We start from the raw sequence: 16,558 nt of genomic DNA, 5'->3' as shown, positions 1-16,558 counted from the left end.
ACTCCTTTCGCTTCGCTATGCCGCGTTATTTACCAGTTTTGCCTTCTTTCAGGCGCACAAGCTCACCTTCGTAGCGGATGCCTTTGCCTTTATACGGCTCTGGCGGACGAACCGCGCGAATGTTGGCGGCCAGTTCGCCGACGCGCTGTTTGTCTGCCCCTTTGACGATGATTTTCGTTTGGGATGGCACTTCAATTTCAAGCCCTTCTTCCGGCTCAATTTCTACCGGATGAGAATAACCGACGCTCAATACAAGCTTTTTCCCTTGTTTCGACGCCCGGTACCCGACACCAACGAGTTCGAGCGCTTTTTCATAACCTTTCGAAACGCCTTCGACCATGTTGGCAAGCAAGCTGCGCGTCGTGCCATGGAGCGCGCGATGATGTTTTTCATCGCTTGGACGCGTAACCGTGATGACATTGCCCTCAACCGTGATCGTCATATCTGGATGGAACGTGCGGGTCAGCTCCCCTTTCGGCCCTTTGACCGTAACCGTGTTGCCGTTGACCGTAACGGTGACACCGGCAGGAATTTCAATTGGTTTTTTGCCGACACGTGACATGTCAAAAACACCTCCATTCTTGAGCAGATAGATTACCAAACGTAGGCGATTACTTCGCCGCCCGTGCCTTTTTGCCGTGCTTCTTTGTCTGTTAAGATGCCCTGCGATGTCGAAAGAATCGCGATCCCTAAGCCGTTCAGGACGCGCGGCACTTCATGGGCTTTGACGTAAACGCGCAACCCCGGTTTGCTGATGCGTTTCAGCCCGGTAATGACACGTTCGTTGTTCGGACCGTATTTCAAGAAGATGCGGAGAATGCCTTGTTTGTTGTCTTCGATATATTCATAATCACGAATAAACCCTTCGCGCTTTAAAATTTCCGCGATTTCCCGCTTGATTTTCGAAGCCGGGACTTCGAGCTTTTCGTGACGCACCATATTCGCATTGCGGATGCGAGTCAGCATATCAGCAATTGGATCTGTCATCACCATTATGTTTTACCTCCTTCCCAATCAATGGGTTGATTACCAGCTGGCTTTTTTGATGCCTGGAAGTTGACCTTTGTATGCGAGCTCACGGAAACAAATACGGCACAATTTGAATTTTCGATAGACCGAGTGCGGGCGGCCGCAGCGCTCGCAACGGGTGTACGCTCTCACTTTAAACTTCGGCGTCCGTTTTTGTTTCGCGATCATCGATTTTTTAGCCACGATTTCGCCTCCCTTGCGTTATGGGATCATTATTTTTGGAATGGCATGCCGAGCAACGCCAGCAGTTCACGAGCTTCTTCATCCGTGTTGGCCGTTGTGACGATCACGATGTCCATGCCGCGCACTTTGTTCACTTTATCGTAGTCAATCTCAGGGAAAATGAGCTGTTCTTTAATGCCGAGCGTATAGTTGCCGCGGCCGTCAAACGACTTTTTCGATACGCCGCGGAAGTCGCGCACGCGCGGAAGCGAGACCGAAATCAACTTATCGAGAAACTCATACATCCGTTCGCCGCGCAGCGTCACTTTCGCACCGATCGGCATCCCTTGGCGAAGACGGAAGCCGGCGATCGATTTTTTCGCACGCGTTACCACCGGACGCTGACCGGCGATCAGCGTCAGCTCTTCAACGGCGCTGTCTAATGCTTTCGGGTTTTGCACCGCATCGCCGACACCCATGTTGATGACGATTTTTTCGATTTTTGGCACTTGCATGATCGATTTATAGTTGAACTTGCTCATGAGAGCAGGTACGACTTCGTTTAAATACTTCTCTTTCAGGCGGTTCATAAAAGTACCTCCCTTCCTGCGTCACGGTTATTTATCCAAAATCTCGCCGGATTTTTTCGCATAGCGCACTTTTTTGCCATCGACAATTTTATAGCCGATGCGCGTCGGTTCACCCGTTTTCGGGTCGAGCGGCATGACTTTCGAAACGTGGATCGGCGCTTCCTTCTCAATGATGCCGCCTTGCGGGTTCGCTTGCGACGGTTTCGCATGCTTTTTCACAATATTGACGCCCTCGACGATGACGCGGTTTTTCTTCGGAAACGCCGCTAGAATGACGCCTTGCTTGCCTTTGTCTTTGCCGGAGATTACTTGCACTTTATCGCCTTTTTTTACATGCATCGCATTCGCACCTCCTTGAAACGCTGTTCCGTTCCATTAAATAACTTCCGGAGCTAAAGAAATGATTTTCATGAAGTCTTTATCGCGCAATTCACGGGCAACCGGTCCGAAAATCCGCGTGCCGCGCGGGCTTTTGTCATCACGGATGATGACGCAGGCGTTTTCGTCAAAGCGGATGTACGAGCCGTCCGGACGGCGCACCCCGCGTTTCGTACGAACAACAACTGCTTTCACGACTTGACCTTTTTTAACAACGCCACCTGGTGTCGCATCTTTGACCGTCGCCACAACGACGTCGCCGATGTTCGCATAGCGGCGACCCGAGCCTCCGAGCACTTTAATGACAAGCACTTCGCGTGCACCAGAGTTATCAGCTACTTTCAAGCGAGATTCTTGTTGAATCATCGACGAAACCTCCTTTCGGAATTATCTCTCCGAACTAAGTGAAGAACGATTACAGAACAACCGCTTTTTCGATGACTTCCACTAAGCGGAAGCGTTTTGTGGCCGACAGCGGGCGAGTTTCCATAATTTTCACGATATCGCCGACTTTAGCGATGTTATGTTCATCATGCGCCTTATATTTTTTCGAATATTTCACGCGTTTGCCGTACAGCGGATGTTTTTTGTACGTTTCGACCAACACGGTGATCGTTTTGTCCATTTTGTCCGATACAACCCGCCCGACGTACACTTTGCGTTGATTGCGTTGGCTCATTCCACAAACCTCCTCTCAAACACATTATTTATTGGCAGCGAGCTCACGTTCGCGAATAATCGTTTTCATGCGGGCGATGTCTTTGCGCACTTGGCGGATGCGCGCCGTGTTTTCCAATTGACCTGTGGCCAGTTGGAAGCGAAGGTTGAACAATTCTTCCTTCAACGCTTTAATTTTTTGTTCGATCTCGGCAGTGGTCAACTCACGGATTTCTTTCGCTTTCATTACGCTTCACCACCAGTTTCTTCACGTTTTACAAATTTGCATTTGATCGGAAGTTTGTGAGAAGCGAGACGCAATGCTTCACGTGCCACTTCCTCAGAAACACCGCCCACTTCAAACATCACTTTGCCTGGTTTGACAACGGCGACCCAGCCTTCCGGCGCCCCTTTACCAGAACCCATCCGCACTTCAAGCGGTTTTGCCGTATACGGTTTGGATGGGAAAATGCGGATCCATACCTTCCCGCCCCGTCTCATGTAACGGGTCATCGCCCGACGGGCTGCTTCGATTTGCCGGTTCGTAATCCAAGCTGATTCTAATGCTTGCAACCCAAATTCACCGAAATGAACTTCCGTGCCGCCTTTCGCCCGGCCTTTCATCCGTCCGCGATGTTCACGGCGATATTTGACGCGTTTTGGCATTAACATGATTATTTTCCTCCTTCCTCAGCTTTTTTCTTGGTCGGAAGGACTTCTCCACGATAAATCCATACTTTCACGCCGATTTTTCCGTACGTCGTATCGGCTTCTGCTGTTCCATAGTCAATGTCAGCGCGCAGCGTATGGAGTGGAACCGTCCCTTCGCTGTAATGCTCCGAACGAGCGATGTCAGCCCCGCCCAAACGGCCGGATACCATCGTTTTGATCCCTTTCGCCCCAGCGCGCATCGCACGTTGGATCGCTTGTTTTTGCGCCCGGCGGAACGATACGCGGTTTTCAAGCTGACGAGCGATATTTTCAGCAACAAGACGTGCATCCAAGTCCGGTTTTTTGATTTCTACAATGTTGATATGGACGCGTTTACCGGTCAATTGCGCGAGCGCTTTGCGGAGCGCTTCCACTTCCGAACCGCCTTTCCCGATGACCATGCCCGGTTTGGCGGTATGGATCGTTACGTTGACGCGGTTGGCTGCCCGTTCAATCTCCACGCGGGAGACGGCCGCGTCTTGCAGGCGTTTGCTAATGTATTCACGGATTTTCAAGTCTTCGTGCAACAGATCTGCATAGTCTTTTTCCGCATACCATCTCGATTCCCAGTCACGAATGATGCCGATGCGCAGACCGATCGGGTTGACCTTTTGACCCACGGATTATCCCTCCTTCTTTTCTGAAACGACGATCGTAATATGGCTTGTGCGTTTGTTAATGGCGCTTGCCCGTCCCATGGCGCGCGGACGGAACCGTTTCAGCGTCGGGCCTTCGTCGACATACGCTTGAGTAATGACCAAGTTGTTGACGTCCATGTCATAGTTGTGTTCAGCGTTGGCGACTGCTGATTTCAACACTTTCTCAATGATCGGGGAAGCTGCTTTTGGTGTATGGCGCAAAATAGCGAACGCTTCGCCCACTTCTTTCCCGCGAATCAAGTCAATGACTAAGCGCGCTTTACGAGGAGCGATGCGAACGGTTCTTGCAACAGCTTTGGCTTGCATATCTAGAACCTCCTCTCATTACCGTTTCGTTTTCTTGTCATCGCCAGCATGGCCGCGGAACGTGCGCGTCGGCGCAAATTCGCCGAGTTTGTGCCCGACCATGTCTTCCGTGATGTAGACCGGAACATGTTTGCGGCCATCGTACACCGCGATCGTATGCCCAACAAACTGCGGGAAGATCGTCGAACGGCGAGACCACGTTTTGATCACTTGTTTTTGCCCTGTTGCATTCAGTTTTTCGATTTTTTTCATCAAATGCTCATCGCAAAACGGACCTTTTTTCAAGCTGCGACCCATAAGTGAACCTCCCTTCTGAATTGCGCTCGTTCATTATTTCTTGCGGCGACGGATGATGAATTTATCCGATTTGTTTTTCTTTTTGCGTGTTTTGTATCCAAGCGTCGGTTTGCCCCATGGCGTCATCGGCGATTTGCGTCCGATTGGCGCTTTCCCTTCACCACCACCGTGCGGATGGTCAACCGGGTTCATAACCGAACCGCGAACTGTCGGGCGAATCCCCAACCAGCGGGCGCGTCCTGCTTTCCCGATGTTGACAAGTTCGTGTTGCTCGTTGCCGACTTCACCAACCGTTGCACGGCATTTGCCTAAAATCATGCGCACTTCGCCGGAAGCCAAACGAACGATGACGTATTTTCCTTCTTTCCCGAGCACTTGCGCCGACGTACCAGCTGCACGCACCAATTGTCCGCCGCGGCCCGGTTTCAGCTCAATATTGTGGACGAGCGTACCGACTGGGATGTTCTCAAGCGGAAGCGCATTGCCGATTTTAATGTCCGCATCCGGACCGGACATGATTTCCATGCCGACTTTCAAGTTTTTCGGCGCGATAATGTAGCGTTTTTCACCGTCTGCATAGTTGATGAGCGCGATATTGGCAGAACGGTTCGGATCGTATTCAATCGTAGCAACGCGTCCTGGAATTCCGTCTTTGTCGCGTTTAAAGTCGATAATCCGATATTGGCGTTTATGGCCGCCGCCTTGATGGCGCACCGTAATTTTCCCTTGATTGTTGCGGCCCGCCTTTTTCTTTAACGGAGCAAGCAGCGATTTTTCCGGCTGATCCGTCGTAATTTCCGAGAAATCAAGCACCGTCATGCCGCGACGGCCGTTCGATGTCGGTTTGTACTTCTTGATCGCCATCGGAATGTCCCTCCTTCATCGTTTATGTTACACTTCAAACAGTTCGATCTCTTTGCTGTCCGGCGTCAGCGTGACGATCGCTTTGCGGCGGCGGTTCGTATAGCCGCTGTAGCGGCCGACGCGTTTAAATTTCCCTTTATAGTTCATGATGTTCACTTTGGCTACTTTAACGCCAAAAATTTTCTCGACGGCGTCTTTCACTTCCGTCTTGTTCGCTTTGACGTCGACCTCAAACGTATATTTTTTTTGCCCGATCAAATTCATTGTATTTTCCGTGATGATGGGGCGCTTAATAATGTCGCGGGGGTCTTTCATTATGCAAGCACCTCCTCTACTTTCTCCACGGCCGCCTTCGTAATGACGAGTTTGTCATGGTTGAGCACATCGAGCACATTGATGCCGTTGGCTGCCACCACTTTGACGCCTGGAATGTTGCGCGCCGACAGATATACATTCTCATTCAGCTCGTCGGTCACAATGAGTGCTTTCCGATCCACTGAGAGATTGTTTAAAATTTTGACCATTTCCTTCGTCTTCGGTGCTTCAAGCGACAATTGATCCAATACAACGATGTCGTTTTCGAGCACTTTCGAAGACAATGCCGATTTGATCGCTAAACGGCGAACTTTTTTCGGAAGTTTGTAGCTGTAGCTGCGCGGAACTGGACCAAAGACCGTACCGCCGCCGCGCCATTGCGGAGCGCGAATCGAACCTTGACGGGCGCGTCCTGTCCCTTTTTGGCGCCATGGCTTGCGGCCGCCGCCGCTCACTTCAGCGCGGTTTTTCGTTTTATGCGTTCCTTGACGCATCGAGGCGCGTTGCATAATCACTGCTTCAAACAACACATGCTTATTCGGTTCAATCCCAAAAACGGCGTCGTTCAACTCGATTTCGCCGACCGTCTGACCGTTTTGGTTGTATAATGCTACTTTTGGCATTACGTAGTTCCTCCTTTCTTGGCCGGATGTTATTTCGCCTTCTTCGCCGCTTTCACGGCGCTTTTGACGATGACTAAGCCTTTTCTCGGACCCGGCACATTGCCTTTAATGAGCAGCAAGTTGCGCTCCGGATCCACTTTCACGATTTTCAAGTTTTGGATCGTCACGCGCTCACCGCCCATGCGGCCCGGCAAGTTTTTCGTTTTGAAAACGCGGTTTGGCGCGATGGACCCCATCGAACCCGGACGGCGATGATAACGGGAACCGTGAGCCATTGGTCCGCGTGATTGACCGTGGCGTTTGATCGCCCCTTGGAAACCTTTCCCTTTCGAAATGCCCGTGACATCGACAATTTCGCCTTCGCTGAAAATGTCAACTTTCACTTCTTGGCCAACTTCATATTCATCGATGTTGGCGCCGCGGATTTCACGAATGAAGCGCTTAGGTGCCGTGTTAGCTTTGGCAGCATGGCCAATTTGCGGTTTATTGGCGCGTTTTTCGCTAATATCTTCAAAACCTAATTGGATCGCTTCGTAACCGTCGTTTTCGATCGTTTTCTTTTGCAGGACGACGTTCGGCGTCGCATGGATGACGGTTACCGGAATCAAATCGCCATTTTCCGCAAATATTTGCGTCATACCGATCTTTCTTCCTAAGATTCCTTTCGTCATGTGTCACACCTCCCAGTCGATCAAAGTTTAATTTCAATATCAACGCCCGACGGCAAATCGAGACGCATTAACGAATCAACCGTTTGCGGAGTCGGGTTGATGATGTCGATCAAACGTTTATGCGTCCGCATTTCGAATTGTTCACGGGAGTCTTTGTACTTATGAACGGCGCGCAAGATCGTATACACCGTTCTTTCCGTCGGCAGCGGGATCGGCCCCGACACTTTTGCCCCGGAACGTTTTGCGGTTTCCACAATTTTCTCCGCCGATTGGTCTAAAATTCGATGATCGTAAGCTTTTAAACGAATGCGAATTTTTTCTTTTGCCATTTGGTTTCCCTCCTTCTTCGCCTATTTTGAAAATAGACTTCTCCACGGAAATTTCCTGCACACCGCCGTGGCAAAGCGGCCGGGTGTGTCAGCAACCTTCCGCTTCATCGCAGTCAAAGACCAACATTTGATATTATACTGGTATGTAAGCAAGATTGCAAGTGATTTCTTTGCTTTTCCCACACTTCTTCTATTATACATAGCTGCCATCCCGTTTTCAACACAGCCGCCAATCTGACGGTCAAGATGGCATCAAAAAAAGGATGTCCATTGCTGGACACCCTTTTTTGCCGTGATTACTCGATGATTTCCGATACAGAGCCAGCGCCGACCGTACGGCCGCCTTCGCGGATCGAGAATTTCGTACCTTCTTCGATCGCGATCGGGGCGATCAGTTCCACCGTCATTTCAACGTTGTCGCCAGGCATAACCATTTCGACGCCTTCCGGAAGCGTGATAATGCCCGTTACGTCCGTCGTACGGAAGTAGAATTGCGGACGGTAGTTCGAGAAGAACGGAGTATGGCGTCCGCCTTCTTCTTTCGTCAGGACGTATACTTGCGCTTTGAATTTCGTGTGCGGCGTGATCGAACCAGGTTTCGCCAATACTTGGCCGCGCTCGACTTCATCACGAGATACGCCGCGGAGAAGCGCACCGATGTTGTCGCCAGCTTCCGCTTGATCGAGAAGTTTGCGGAACATTTCTACACCCGTAACGGTCGTCGTTTTCGGCTCATCCGACAAACCGATGATTTCAACCGGGTCGCCAACTTTCAACGTACCGCGTTCAACACGGCCTGTTGCAACCGTACCGCGGCCCGTGATCGAGAAGACGTCCTCGATTGGCATCATGAACGGTTTGTCCACTTCACGTTGCGGCGTCGGGATGTATTCGTCAACCGCATTCATCAGTTCAATGATTTTTTCTTCCCATTGCGGGTCGCCTTCAAGCGCTTTTAATGCCGAACCTTTGATGACCGGCACTTCATCGCCTGGGAAGTCGTATTCAGAGAGAAGATCGCGAACTTCCATTTCAACAAGTTCAAGCAATTCTTCGTCGTCCACCATGTCGCATTTGTTCAAGAATACAACGATGTACGGAACACCGACTTGGCGGGAGAGAAGAATGTGTTCGCGCGTTTGCGGCATCGGACCGTCAGCCGCCGAGACAACAAGGATCGCGCCGTCCATTTGCGCCGCGCCCGTGATCATGTTTTTGACGTAGTCAGCGTGGCCCGGGCAGTCAACGTGCGCATAGTGGCGAGCATCTGTTTCATACTCGACGTGCGCCGTCGAAATCGTAATCCCGCGTTCACGCTCTTCCGGAGCAGCGTCGATTTGGTCGTACGCTTTTGCTTCGGCTTTCCCTTGTTTCGCCAAAACCGTCGTGATCGCAGCTGTCAACGTCGTTTTCCCGTGGTCAACGTGGCCGATCGTGCCAATGTTGACGTGCGGTTTCGTGCGCTCAAATTTCGCTTTAGCCATGAGAGATATCCTCCTTAAAAGTAAGATATGAATTTATATGGTTGGGTAAGTATAGGATGCTTGGGAACAAAATGTTCCCAAGTCTTACTTACATAAGTATTTATAGCGAAACTAGCAAGAGAAATCAATTATTCGCCTTTATTTTTTTTGATAATTTCATCGGCGATGTTTTTCGGAACTTCTTCATAGTGGTCAAACACCATCGAGAACGTTCCGCGTCCTTGCGTGTTCGAACGGAGCGATGTCGCATAACCGAACATTTCAGCCAACGGCACCATCGCCCGGACGACTTGGGCGTTGCCGCGCGCTTCCATCCCCTCGATGCGGCCGCGACGGGACGTGATGTCGCCCATGATGTCACCGAGGTACTCTTCAGGGATGACGACTTCGACTTTCATGATCGGTTCCAAAAGAACCGGATCGCACTTCGTCGCGGCGTTTTTCAATGCCAAGGAAGCAGCGATTTTGAATGCCATTTCGCTCGAGTCGACATCGTGGTACGATCCGTCAAACAGTTTCGCTTTAATGTCGACAACCGGATAGCCGGCTAAGACGCCGTTTTGCATCGCTTCTTCCAATCCAGCTTGGACGGCCGGCACATACTCTTTCGGAACAACCCCACCGACGATGGCGTTCTCGAATTCGAAGCCTTTGCCGCGCTCGTTCGGCGAGAATTCGATCCAAACGTGGCCGTATTGACCGCGGCCGCCGGATTGACGGATGAATTTGCCTTCGACTTGCGCCGATTTGCGGAACGTTTCGCGGTAGGCAACTTGCGGCGCCCCGACGTTCGCTTCGACTTTGAACTCGCGGCGCATCCGGTCGACGATGATGTCAAGATGCAACTCGCCCATTCCGGAGATGATCGTTTGTCCCGTTTCCGGGTCGGTGTGAGCGCGGAAAGTCGGGTCTTCTTCTTGCAATTTTTGCAGCGCTTGGCTCATTTTGTCTTGATCGGCTTTCGACTTCGGCTCGATTGCCACCGAAATGACCGGTTCTGGGAATTGCATCGACTCTAAAATGACAGGATGCTTCTCATCACATAGAGTATCACCGGTCGTCGTATCTTTTAAACCTACCGCTGCGGCAATATCACCGGCATAGACTTTCGAAATTTCTTGACGGTGGTTCGCGTGCATTTGCAACAAGCGGCCGATCCGTTCGCGCTTCCCTTTGGTCGTGTTCATCACATATGAACCGGAATCAAGCGTTCCAGAGTAGACGCGAATAAACGTCAATTTCCCGACATACGGGTCAGTCATGATTTTAAATGCCAAAGCGGCAAACGGAGCGTCATCGCTTGCTTCACGTGTCACTTCTTCTTCGGTATCCGGAACGACGCCGCGAATCGCCGGGATGTCAACCGGAGACGGCAAGTAGTCGACAACGCCGTCAAGAAGCAGCTGAACACCTTTGTTTTTGAATGCCGAACCGCAGAAGACCGGGAAGAATTCAACGCTGATCGTCGCTTTGCGGATCGCGGCCTTCAGCTCTTCCGTCGTGATTTCTTCCCCTTCCAAATATTTCATCATTAATTCTTCGTCCAGCTCAGCGACCGCCTCAATCAGCTTGTTATGGTACTCTTCTGCCATATCGCGGTATTCTTCCGGAATGTCAATGCGCTCAATGTTTTTGCCAAGCTCATCATGGTAATGGTACGCGCACATTTCAACCAAGTCGATAATGCCGGAGAATTGATCTTCAGCGCCGATCGGCAGTTGCACCGGATGGGCATTTGCTTGCAGGCGGTCATGGAGCGTTTTCACCGAATACAAGAAATCGGCGCCGATTTTATCCATTTTGTTGACGAACACGATCCGTGGGACGCCATATGTCGTCGCTTGGCGCCAAACGGTTTCCGTTTGCGGTTCAACACCCGATTGCGCGTCTAAGACTGTGATGGCCCCGTCCAATACGCGCAACGAACGCTCAACCTCGACCGTAAAGTCGACGTGCCCCGGCGTGTCGATGATGTTGATGCGATGGCCTTTCCATTGCGCCGTTGTCGCCGCCGACGTGATCGTAATTCCGCGCTCTTGTTCTTGTTCCATCCAGTCCATCGTTGCCGCACCTTCATGCACTTCCCCGATTTTATGAACGCGGCCGGTATAGAACAAGATCCGTTCAGTCGTCGTCGTTTTCCCGGCGTCAATGTGCGCCATGATCCCTATGTTGCGAGTGTTTTCTAAGGAGAACTCTCTTGCCATAGTGGTTATTTTCTCCTTCCTTCAAATATGAAATATAAGTAGATGGCGCCGCCATCGATGGCGCAATCCCCTTGTCTTTGAAGTTGTCCCACGCGCGACCGGAAAGGCCGCAATATATAGGAAGATAGGTGAATAGGCAACCGCAGTGCCTCCTCACCTATTTCCTTTAGGCGACGCTCCTTACCAGCGGTAATGGGCAAACGCGCGGTTCGCTTCAGCCATTTTATGTGTATCTTCGCGTTTTTTCACCGCTGCACCCGTGTTGTTGGCAGCATCCATAATTTCATTTGCCAAGCGCTCTTCCATCGTTTTTTCGTTGCGAAGACGTGCATATTGCACGAGCCAGCGCAAACCGAGAGAAACGCGGCGGTCCGGACGAACCTCGACCGGAACTTGGTAGTTCGCCCCACCAACGCGGCGAGCGCGCACTTCCAACACCGGCATAACGTTTTTCAACGCTTGCTCAAACACTTCCATTGGATCTTTACCCGTGCGCTCACGGATAATATCAAACGCGGTGTAAAGAATTTTTTGCGCTTTTGATTTTTTGCCGTCGATCATAATTTTATTGATCAAACGGGTAACAAGCTTCGAATTGTAAATTGGATCTGGCAGTACGTCACGTTTAGCAACAGGGCCTCTACGTGGCATAGTGTTTCCTCCCTTCAGGAAAACATTCTCTTCATTTCATTATTTTTTCGCTGCTTTTGGTTTTTTCGCGCCGTATTTCGAACGACCTTGCATCCGGTTCGCTACGCCTGCAGCATCCAGCGCCCCACGGATGATATGGTAGCGTACCCCCGGCAAGTCTTTGACACGTCCGCCGCGGATGAGCACAACGCTGTGTTCTTGCAAGTTATGGCCGATCCCCGGAATGTACGCCGTAACTTCAATCCCATTTGTCAAGCGGACACGGGCGTATTTCCGCAACGCCGAGTTCGGTTTTTTCGGCGTCATCGTGCCGACACGCGTGCAAACGCCGCGTTTTTGCGGAGACGACACATTCGTTTGCTCTTTTTTGAAGCTGTTATACCCTTTGTTCAACGCAGGGGATTTCGATTTAACGACTTTTTTCTCGCGTCCTTTGCGGACCAATTGGTTGATTGTAGGCATGAAAAGATCCTCCTTTCGCATGCATCGTTTAAGCCCACATATCCAGGTGGTTCATCGTTTATGCAAATAAAGGTTTTAGGGGAGAAAGGCAAAACGTTACCGAAGGATCGCCACCGCGGCCGCACCGACTTGGATTTTGCACGCCTTGCCAAGCTTTTTCATCGAATCGACTTTTGTGACCGGCACGTTTGCCTCATTGGCGGCGGCGGTCACTTTTTCGATGATCGGCAAGTCGGCATCCTCCGCCACGATCACTTCCGCTGCTTTCCCTTCCTTTAAAGCCCTTATCGTTTGTTTGGTTCCAATGACAATTTTTCCAGCCTGTAATACTTTTTCATAAGACATGTAACATATCCTCCAAAGTACCAGGTTGTTGGAACACCTTTATTAGACTACCATTTTCTTTGTCAATTGTCAACTGGATTTTTAATTAGATGATGGCCGGCCAAGGAGCGCCTTAGCCGGCCACTTGGTTCGCGTTATTTGGAAGACACCGTGTCGCTAGCCGTTTCCTTTTTGACGGCCGGCTTCACTTTCCGGTAGCGGGCCATACCGGTTCCAGCCGGGACGAGTTTGCCGATAATGACGTTTTCCTTCAAGCCAAGCAGTTCATCACGTTTTCCTTTGATGGCCGCATCCGTCAAGACGCGCGTCGTTTCTTGGAACGAAGCAGCCGACAAGAACGAATCCGTCTCAAGCGACGCTTTCGTGATGCCGAGCAACACCTGGCGGGCCGTCGCCGGCCGTTTCCCTTCGCGAAGAGCTTTGGCGTTGACATCCGTAAACTGGTGGACATCCAACAGCGTGCCCGGCAGCACATCGGTGTCGCCGGCATCGATGACGCGCACTTTGCGCAGCATTTGCCGCACCATGACCTCGATATGCTTATCGCTGATTTCCACCCCTTGCATCCGGTACACTTTTTGCACTTCACGAAGCAAGTACTCTTGAACGGATGTAATATCGCGCACGCGCAACAACTGTTTCGGGTCGACCGAGCCTTCTGTCAGCTCTTGGCCGCGTTCGACGCGCTGACCTTCTTCGACTTTCAGCCGCGCGTTGTACGGCGCTACATACGTACGCGTTTCGACCTCGCTTTGCACGACGATTTCATATTGGTTGTCGCGCGTTTCATTAATCGAAATAACCGTGCCGTCGATTTCAGAAATGACCGCTTGCCCTTTCGGGTTGCGCGCTTCAAACAGCTCTTGCACCCGCGGCAAACCTTGAGTGATATCGTCGCCGGCGACGCCGCCTGTATGGAACGTCCGCATTGTCAGCTGCGTGCCCGGCTCGCCGATCGACTGAGCGGCGATAATGCCGACGGCTTCGCCAACTTCGACGTCCATGCCGGTCGCCATGTTGCGGCCGTAACATTTTTTGCAGACGCCATGGCGCGTGTTGCAGGCGAATACGGAGCGAATCCATACTTCCGTAATGCCGGCTTTAATGATCTCATTGGCGATATCTTCGGTGATCATCTCGTCTTTGCGGACGATCACTTCGCCCGTTTCCGGATGGCGCACCGTTTTGTGCGCATAGCGGCCGACAAGCCGCTCTTCAAGCTTGACGACAACTTCCGTGCCATCCGTCAGCGCCCGCGCCAAAATGCCGCGGTCGGTGCCGCAATCTTCTTCGCGGACGATGACGTCTTGGGCCACGTCGACAAGGCGGCGCGTGAGATAGCCTGAGTCGGCCGTTTTGAGCGCCGTATCCGCCAATCCTTTTCGCGCGCCGTGCGTCGAGATAAAGTATTCCAACACCGTCAAGCCTTCGCGGAACGACGACTTGATCGGCAGCTCAATGATCCGGCCGGCCGGGTTGGCCATCAAACCGCGCATCCCCGCAAGCTGCGTAAAGTTCGACGCGTTCCCGCGCGCTCCGGAATCGCTCATCATAAAGATCGGGTTGCGTTTATCAAGCGACTTCATCAACCGGTCTTGAATTTTGTCTTTCGCCGCGCTCCAGATGGAGATGACGCGCTCGTACCGCTCTTCGTCGGTAATCAACCCGCGGCGGAACTGCTTCAAAACCGTATCAACTTTCGCTTGCGCTTCATCCAAAATTTCTTGTTTTTCCGGCAGGACGACGATATCGGCCACGCCGATCGTGATGCCGGCCTTCGTCGAATATTGGAAGCCAAGGTCTTTCATGCGGTCGAGCATCTTCGATGTTTCGGTGATTTTGAACCGTTTGAACACTTCAGCGATAATTTGCCCGAGCACTTTTTTCTTAAACGGCGGCACGAGTTCGCGCTTGCGAATTTCTTCGCGCACGTTGACCCCTTTGTCAAGGAAGTACTTGTCCGGCGTCCGCCCTTCAATGTTTTCCGTCGTCGGCTCGTTGATGTACGGGAACGAATTCGGCAAAATTTCGTTGAAAATGAGCTTGCCGACGGTCGTTAAGAGCAACTTGTTGTTTTGCTCTTCGGTAAACGTTTCGTTTTTCAGCGAACCGGCATGAATGGCAATGCGCGAATGGAGATGGACGTAGCCGTTATGGTAAGCAAGCAGCGCCTCGTCCGTGTCTTTGAACACCATGCCTTCGCCGATGGCTCCCTCGCGCTCCATCGTCAAGTAGTAGTTGCCCAACACCATGTCTTGTGATGGTGTCACGACCGGCTTCCCATCTTTCGGGTTCAAAATGTTTTGCGCCGCCAACATCAACAAGCGCGCTTCGGCTTGCGCCTCAGCTGACAGCGGCACGTGCACCGCCATTTGGTCGCCGTCAAAGTCAGCGTTGTACGCCGTGCAAACAAGCGGATGAAGACGGATCGCCCGCCCTTCCACAAGCGTTGGTTCAAACGCCTGAATGCCGAGACGGTGCAGCGTCGGGGCGCGGTTTAACAGCACCGGATGTTCTTTAATGACATCTTCCAGCACATCCCATACTTCCGGATGGACGCGCTCGATTTTCCGTTTCGCGCTTTTAATGTTGTGCGCCAAGCCCCGCTCGACAAGCTCCTTCATAACAAACGGCTTGAACAACTCTAGCGCCATTTCTTTCGGCAAGCCGCATTGGTACATTTTCAAGTTCGGGCCGACGACGATGACGGAACGGCCGGAATAGTCCACGCGCTTGCCGAGCAAGTTTTGCCGGAAGCGGCCTTGCTTCCCTTTCAGCATATGAGAAAGCGATTTTAACGGACGGTTCCCCGGACCGGTCACCGGACGGCCGCGGCGGCCGTTATCGATCAAAGCATCAACCGCCTCTTGCAGCATCCGCTTCTCATTTTGGACGATAATGTTCGGCGCACCGAGATCAAGCAGCCGTTTCAGCCGGTTGTTGCGGTTGATGACGCGGCGGTACAAATCGTTCAAATCCGATGTTGCAAACCGCCCGCCGTCAAGCTGAACCATTGGACGCAACTCCGGCGGAATGACCGGCAGTACATCAAGCACCATCCATGCCGGATCGTTCCCTGAACTGCGGAACGCTTCAAGCACTTCAAGCCGCTTAATGATGCGGGCGCGCCGTTGCCCTTGCGCTGTTTTCAGCTCTTCTTTCAGCGCGGCCACCTCTTTATCCAAATCAATGTCTTGGAGCAGCTTTTTGATCGCCTCCGCCCCCATCGACGCTTGGAACGATTGACCGTACTTCTCGCGATAGGCGCGGTATTCCTTTTCCGACAACAGCTGCTTTTTCTCAAGCGGCGTATCACCCGGGTCGGTGACGACATAGGATGCAAAATAAATGACCTCTTCGAGCGCCCGCGGCGACATGTCAAGAACCAATCCCATCCGGCTCGGGATGCCTTTGAAATACCAGATGTGCGAAACCGGGGCGGCGAGCTCAATATGGCCCATCCGTTCGCGGCGGACTTTCGAGCGCGTCACTTCGACGCCGCAGCGGTCGCAGACGACGCCTTTGTAGCGAACGCGTTTATATTTGCCGCAATGGCATTCCCAGTCTTTCGTCGGACCGAAAATGCGCTCGCAAAACAAGCCGTCTTTTTCCGGCTTTAACGTCCGATAGTTGATTGTCTCCGGCTTTTTGACTTCGCCATACGACCAAGAACGAATTTTCTCCGGGGAAGCGAGCCCAATTTTCATGTACTCAAACTTATTGACATCTAGCAAGGGGTATACCTCCCTTTTTGATCCGTCGGTTTTCCGTTCGCTCAAGCGGCCAATGGCGGGGAACAACTCCCCGCCTGGCCGTTA

General features: G+C 51.9%; 23 protein-coding genes. All 23 read right to left on the bottom strand.

Annotated features, from left to right (window positions below; genetic code table 11):
- Nucleotides 1-25: 25 nt before the first annotated feature.
- The 23 genes from rplF to rpoC all read right to left on the bottom strand — a co-directional run bounded on the left by rplF (nucleotide 26) and on the right by rpoC (nucleotide 16,474).
- Complete coding sequence (rplF, locus tag GT3570_RS00665) at nucleotides 26-562, bottom strand: 50S ribosomal protein L6 (RefSeq protein ID WP_011229634.1); 537 nt, start codon at nucleotides 560-562, stop codon at nucleotides 26-28.
- A gap of 32 nt (nucleotides 563-594) precedes the next feature.
- Complete coding sequence (gene rpsH / locus GT3570_RS00660; RefSeq protein WP_012820490.1) at nucleotides 595-993, bottom strand: 30S ribosomal protein S8; 399 nt, start codon at nucleotides 991-993, stop codon at nucleotides 595-597.
- Nucleotides 994-1,026: 33 nt separating this feature from the next.
- Nucleotides 1,027-1,212, bottom strand: a complete 186-nt coding sequence (locus GT3570_RS00655) for a type Z 30S ribosomal protein S14 (RefSeq protein ID WP_003247599.1) — start codon at nucleotides 1,210-1,212, stop codon at nucleotides 1,027-1,029.
- A gap of 29 nt (nucleotides 1,213-1,241) precedes the next feature.
- The gene (gene rplE, locus GT3570_RS00650) at nucleotides 1,242-1,781 is read right to left on the bottom strand and encodes a 50S ribosomal protein L5 (protein WP_011229632.1); all 540 of its coding nucleotides are present in this window, start codon (nucleotides 1,779-1,781) and stop codon (nucleotides 1,242-1,244) included.
- Nucleotides 1,782-1,808: 27 nt separating this feature from the next.
- A complete protein-coding gene (rplX, locus tag GT3570_RS00645; RefSeq protein ID WP_011229631.1) occupies nucleotides 1,809-2,120 on the bottom strand; it encodes a 50S ribosomal protein L24 in 312 nt (103 codons plus the stop codon).
- A gap of 36 nt (nucleotides 2,121-2,156) precedes the next feature.
- Nucleotides 2,157-2,525, bottom strand: coding sequence for a 50S ribosomal protein L14 (rplN, locus tag GT3570_RS00640; RefSeq protein ID WP_011229630.1), 369 nt, complete (start codon nucleotides 2,523-2,525; stop codon nucleotides 2,157-2,159).
- Between the two features lie 49 nt (nucleotides 2,526-2,574).
- Complete coding sequence (gene rpsQ, locus GT3570_RS00635; RefSeq protein WP_011229629.1) at nucleotides 2,575-2,838, bottom strand: 30S ribosomal protein S17; 264 nt, start codon at nucleotides 2,836-2,838, stop codon at nucleotides 2,575-2,577.
- A gap of 24 nt (nucleotides 2,839-2,862) precedes the next feature.
- Nucleotides 2,863-3,063 carry a 50S ribosomal protein L29 gene (gene rpmC, locus GT3570_RS00630; protein ID WP_011229628.1) on the bottom strand — a complete coding sequence of 67 codons (201 nt, stop codon included), beginning with the start codon at nucleotides 3,061-3,063 and terminating at the stop codon, nucleotides 2,863-2,865.
- Nucleotides 3,063-3,488 carry a 50S ribosomal protein L16 gene (gene rplP, locus GT3570_RS00625; protein ID WP_011229627.1) on the bottom strand — a complete coding sequence of 142 codons (426 nt, stop codon included), beginning with the start codon at nucleotides 3,486-3,488 and terminating at the stop codon, nucleotides 3,063-3,065. The genes rpmC and rplP overlap by 1 nt, the downstream gene beginning before the upstream one ends.
- Nucleotides 3,489-3,490: 2 nt before the next feature.
- Nucleotides 3,491-4,147 (bottom strand): 30S ribosomal protein S3, encoded by a 657-nt coding sequence (rpsC, locus tag GT3570_RS00620; RefSeq protein WP_011229626.1) that lies wholly within the window; start codon nucleotides 4,145-4,147, stop codon nucleotides 3,491-3,493.
- A gap of 3 nt (nucleotides 4,148-4,150) precedes the next feature.
- On the bottom strand, nucleotides 4,151-4,492 hold the full coding sequence (rplV, locus tag GT3570_RS00615; RefSeq protein WP_011229625.1) for a 50S ribosomal protein L22: 342 nt from the start codon (nucleotides 4,490-4,492) through the stop codon (nucleotides 4,151-4,153).
- An 18-nt stretch (nucleotides 4,493-4,510) separates the two neighbouring features.
- The gene (gene rpsS / locus GT3570_RS00610; protein WP_011229624.1) at nucleotides 4,511-4,789 is read right to left on the bottom strand and encodes a 30S ribosomal protein S19; all 279 of its coding nucleotides are present in this window, start codon (nucleotides 4,787-4,789) and stop codon (nucleotides 4,511-4,513) included.
- A gap of 33 nt (nucleotides 4,790-4,822) precedes the next feature.
- The gene (gene rplB, locus GT3570_RS00605) at nucleotides 4,823-5,653 is read right to left on the bottom strand and encodes a 50S ribosomal protein L2 (protein WP_011229623.1); all 831 of its coding nucleotides are present in this window, start codon (nucleotides 5,651-5,653) and stop codon (nucleotides 4,823-4,825) included.
- A 27-nt stretch (nucleotides 5,654-5,680) separates the two neighbouring features.
- Nucleotides 5,681-5,968: a 50S ribosomal protein L23 gene (gene rplW, locus GT3570_RS00600; RefSeq protein WP_011229622.1), complete on the bottom strand. Its 288-nt coding sequence runs from the start codon at nucleotides 5,966-5,968 to the stop codon at nucleotides 5,681-5,683.
- Nucleotides 5,968-6,591, bottom strand: a complete 624-nt coding sequence (rplD, locus tag GT3570_RS00595; RefSeq protein ID WP_011229621.1) for a 50S ribosomal protein L4 — start codon at nucleotides 6,589-6,591, stop codon at nucleotides 5,968-5,970. The genes rplW and rplD overlap by 1 nt, the downstream gene beginning before the upstream one ends.
- 29 nt (nucleotides 6,592-6,620) lie before the next feature.
- On the bottom strand, nucleotides 6,621-7,262 hold the full coding sequence (gene rplC, locus GT3570_RS00590; protein ID WP_011229620.1) for a 50S ribosomal protein L3: 642 nt from the start codon (nucleotides 7,260-7,262) through the stop codon (nucleotides 6,621-6,623).
- 20 nt (nucleotides 7,263-7,282) lie between these two features.
- Nucleotides 7,283-7,591, bottom strand: a complete 309-nt coding sequence (gene rpsJ, locus GT3570_RS00585) for a 30S ribosomal protein S10 (RefSeq protein WP_008881945.1) — start codon at nucleotides 7,589-7,591, stop codon at nucleotides 7,283-7,285.
- 296 nt (nucleotides 7,592-7,887) lie between these two features.
- The gene (gene tuf / locus GT3570_RS00580) at nucleotides 7,888-9,075 is read right to left on the bottom strand and encodes an elongation factor Tu (RefSeq protein ID WP_011229619.1); all 1,188 of its coding nucleotides are present in this window, start codon (nucleotides 9,073-9,075) and stop codon (nucleotides 7,888-7,890) included.
- Between the two features lie 128 nt (nucleotides 9,076-9,203).
- Entirely contained in the window at nucleotides 9,204-11,282 is a 2,079-nt protein-coding gene (fusA, locus tag GT3570_RS00575) for an elongation factor G (RefSeq protein WP_021322059.1), read from the bottom strand.
- A 180-nt stretch (nucleotides 11,283-11,462) separates the two neighbouring features.
- Nucleotides 11,463-11,933: a 30S ribosomal protein S7 gene (gene rpsG / locus GT3570_RS00570; protein WP_011229617.1), complete on the bottom strand. Its 471-nt coding sequence runs from the start codon at nucleotides 11,931-11,933 to the stop codon at nucleotides 11,463-11,465.
- Between the two features lie 39 nt (nucleotides 11,934-11,972).
- Complete coding sequence (gene rpsL, locus GT3570_RS00565; protein ID WP_011229616.1) at nucleotides 11,973-12,395, bottom strand: 30S ribosomal protein S12; 423 nt, start codon at nucleotides 12,393-12,395, stop codon at nucleotides 11,973-11,975.
- A gap of 96 nt (nucleotides 12,396-12,491) precedes the next feature.
- Nucleotides 12,492-12,740: a 50S ribosomal protein L7ae-like protein gene (locus tag GT3570_RS00560; protein WP_011229615.1), complete on the bottom strand. Its 249-nt coding sequence runs from the start codon at nucleotides 12,738-12,740 to the stop codon at nucleotides 12,492-12,494.
- A gap of 134 nt (nucleotides 12,741-12,874) precedes the next feature.
- Entirely contained in the window at nucleotides 12,875-16,474 is a 3,600-nt protein-coding gene (gene rpoC, locus GT3570_RS00555) for a DNA-directed RNA polymerase subunit beta' (protein WP_021322058.1), read from the bottom strand.
- Nucleotides 16,475-16,558: the final 84 nt, after the last annotated feature.

Source organism: Geobacillus thermoleovorans, from assembly GCF_001610955.1.
GTDB classification, from domain to species: Bacteria; Bacillota; Bacilli; order Bacillales; family Anoxybacillaceae; genus Geobacillus; species Geobacillus thermoleovorans.
This window is presented reverse-complemented; position numbering and strand designations above follow the sequence as displayed.

Coding starts and splice junctions, on each gene's coding strand:
- rplF (WP_011229634.1), bottom strand. CDS start 562: ATGTCACGTGTCGGCAAAAAACCAATTGAAATTCCTGCCGGTGTCACC.
- rpsH (WP_012820490.1), bottom strand. CDS start 993: ATGGTGATGACAGATCCAATTGCTGATATGCTGACTCGCATCCGCAAT.
- rplE (WP_011229632.1), bottom strand. CDS start 1,781: ATGAACCGCCTGAAAGAGAAGTATTTAAACGAAGTCGTACCTGCTCTC.
- rplX (WP_011229631.1), bottom strand. CDS start 2,120: ATGCATGTAAAAAAAGGCGATAAAGTGCAAGTAATCTCCGGCAAAGAC.
- rplN (WP_011229630.1), bottom strand. CDS start 2,525: ATGATTCAACAAGAATCTCGCTTGAAAGTAGCTGATAACTCTGGTGCA.
- rpsQ (WP_011229629.1), bottom strand. CDS start 2,838: ATGAGCCAACGCAATCAACGCAAAGTGTACGTCGGGCGGGTTGTATCG.
- rpmC (WP_011229628.1), bottom strand. CDS start 3,063: ATGAAAGCGAAAGAAATCCGTGAGTTGACCACTGCCGAGATCGAACAA.
- rplP (WP_011229627.1), bottom strand. CDS start 3,488: ATGTTAATGCCAAAACGCGTCAAATATCGCCGTGAACATCGCGGACGG.
- rplV (WP_011229625.1), bottom strand. CDS start 4,492: ATGCAAGCCAAAGCTGTTGCAAGAACCGTTCGCATCGCTCCTCGTAAA.
- rpsS (WP_011229624.1), bottom strand. CDS start 4,789: ATGGGTCGCAGCTTGAAAAAAGGTCCGTTTTGCGATGAGCATTTGATG.
- rplB (WP_011229623.1), bottom strand. CDS start 5,653: ATGGCGATCAAGAAGTACAAACCGACATCGAACGGCCGTCGCGGCATG.
- rplW (WP_011229622.1), bottom strand. CDS start 5,968: ATGAAAGACCCCCGCGACATTATTAAGCGCCCCATCATCACGGAAAAT.
- rplD (WP_011229621.1), bottom strand. CDS start 6,591: ATGCCAAAAGTAGCATTATACAACCAAAACGGTCAGACGGTCGGCGAA.
- rplC (WP_011229620.1), bottom strand. CDS start 7,262: ATGACGAAAGGAATCTTAGGAAGAAAGATCGGTATGACGCAAATATTT.
- rpsJ (WP_008881945.1), bottom strand. CDS start 7,591: ATGGCAAAAGAAAAAATTCGCATTCGTTTAAAAGCTTACGATCATCGA.
- tuf (WP_011229619.1), bottom strand. CDS start 9,075: ATGGCTAAAGCGAAATTTGAGCGCACGAAACCGCACGTCAACATTGGC.
- fusA (WP_021322059.1), bottom strand. CDS start 11,282: ATGGCAAGAGAGTTCTCCTTAGAAAACACTCGCAACATAGGGATCATG.
- rpsG (WP_011229617.1), bottom strand. CDS start 11,933: ATGCCACGTAGAGGCCCTGTTGCTAAACGTGACGTACTGCCAGATCCA.
- rpsL (WP_011229616.1), bottom strand. CDS start 12,395: ATGCCTACAATCAACCAATTGGTCCGCAAAGGACGCGAGAAAAAAGTC.
- GT3570_RS00560 (WP_011229615.1), bottom strand. CDS start 12,740: ATGTCTTATGAAAAAGTATTACAGGCTGGAAAAATTGTCATTGGAACC.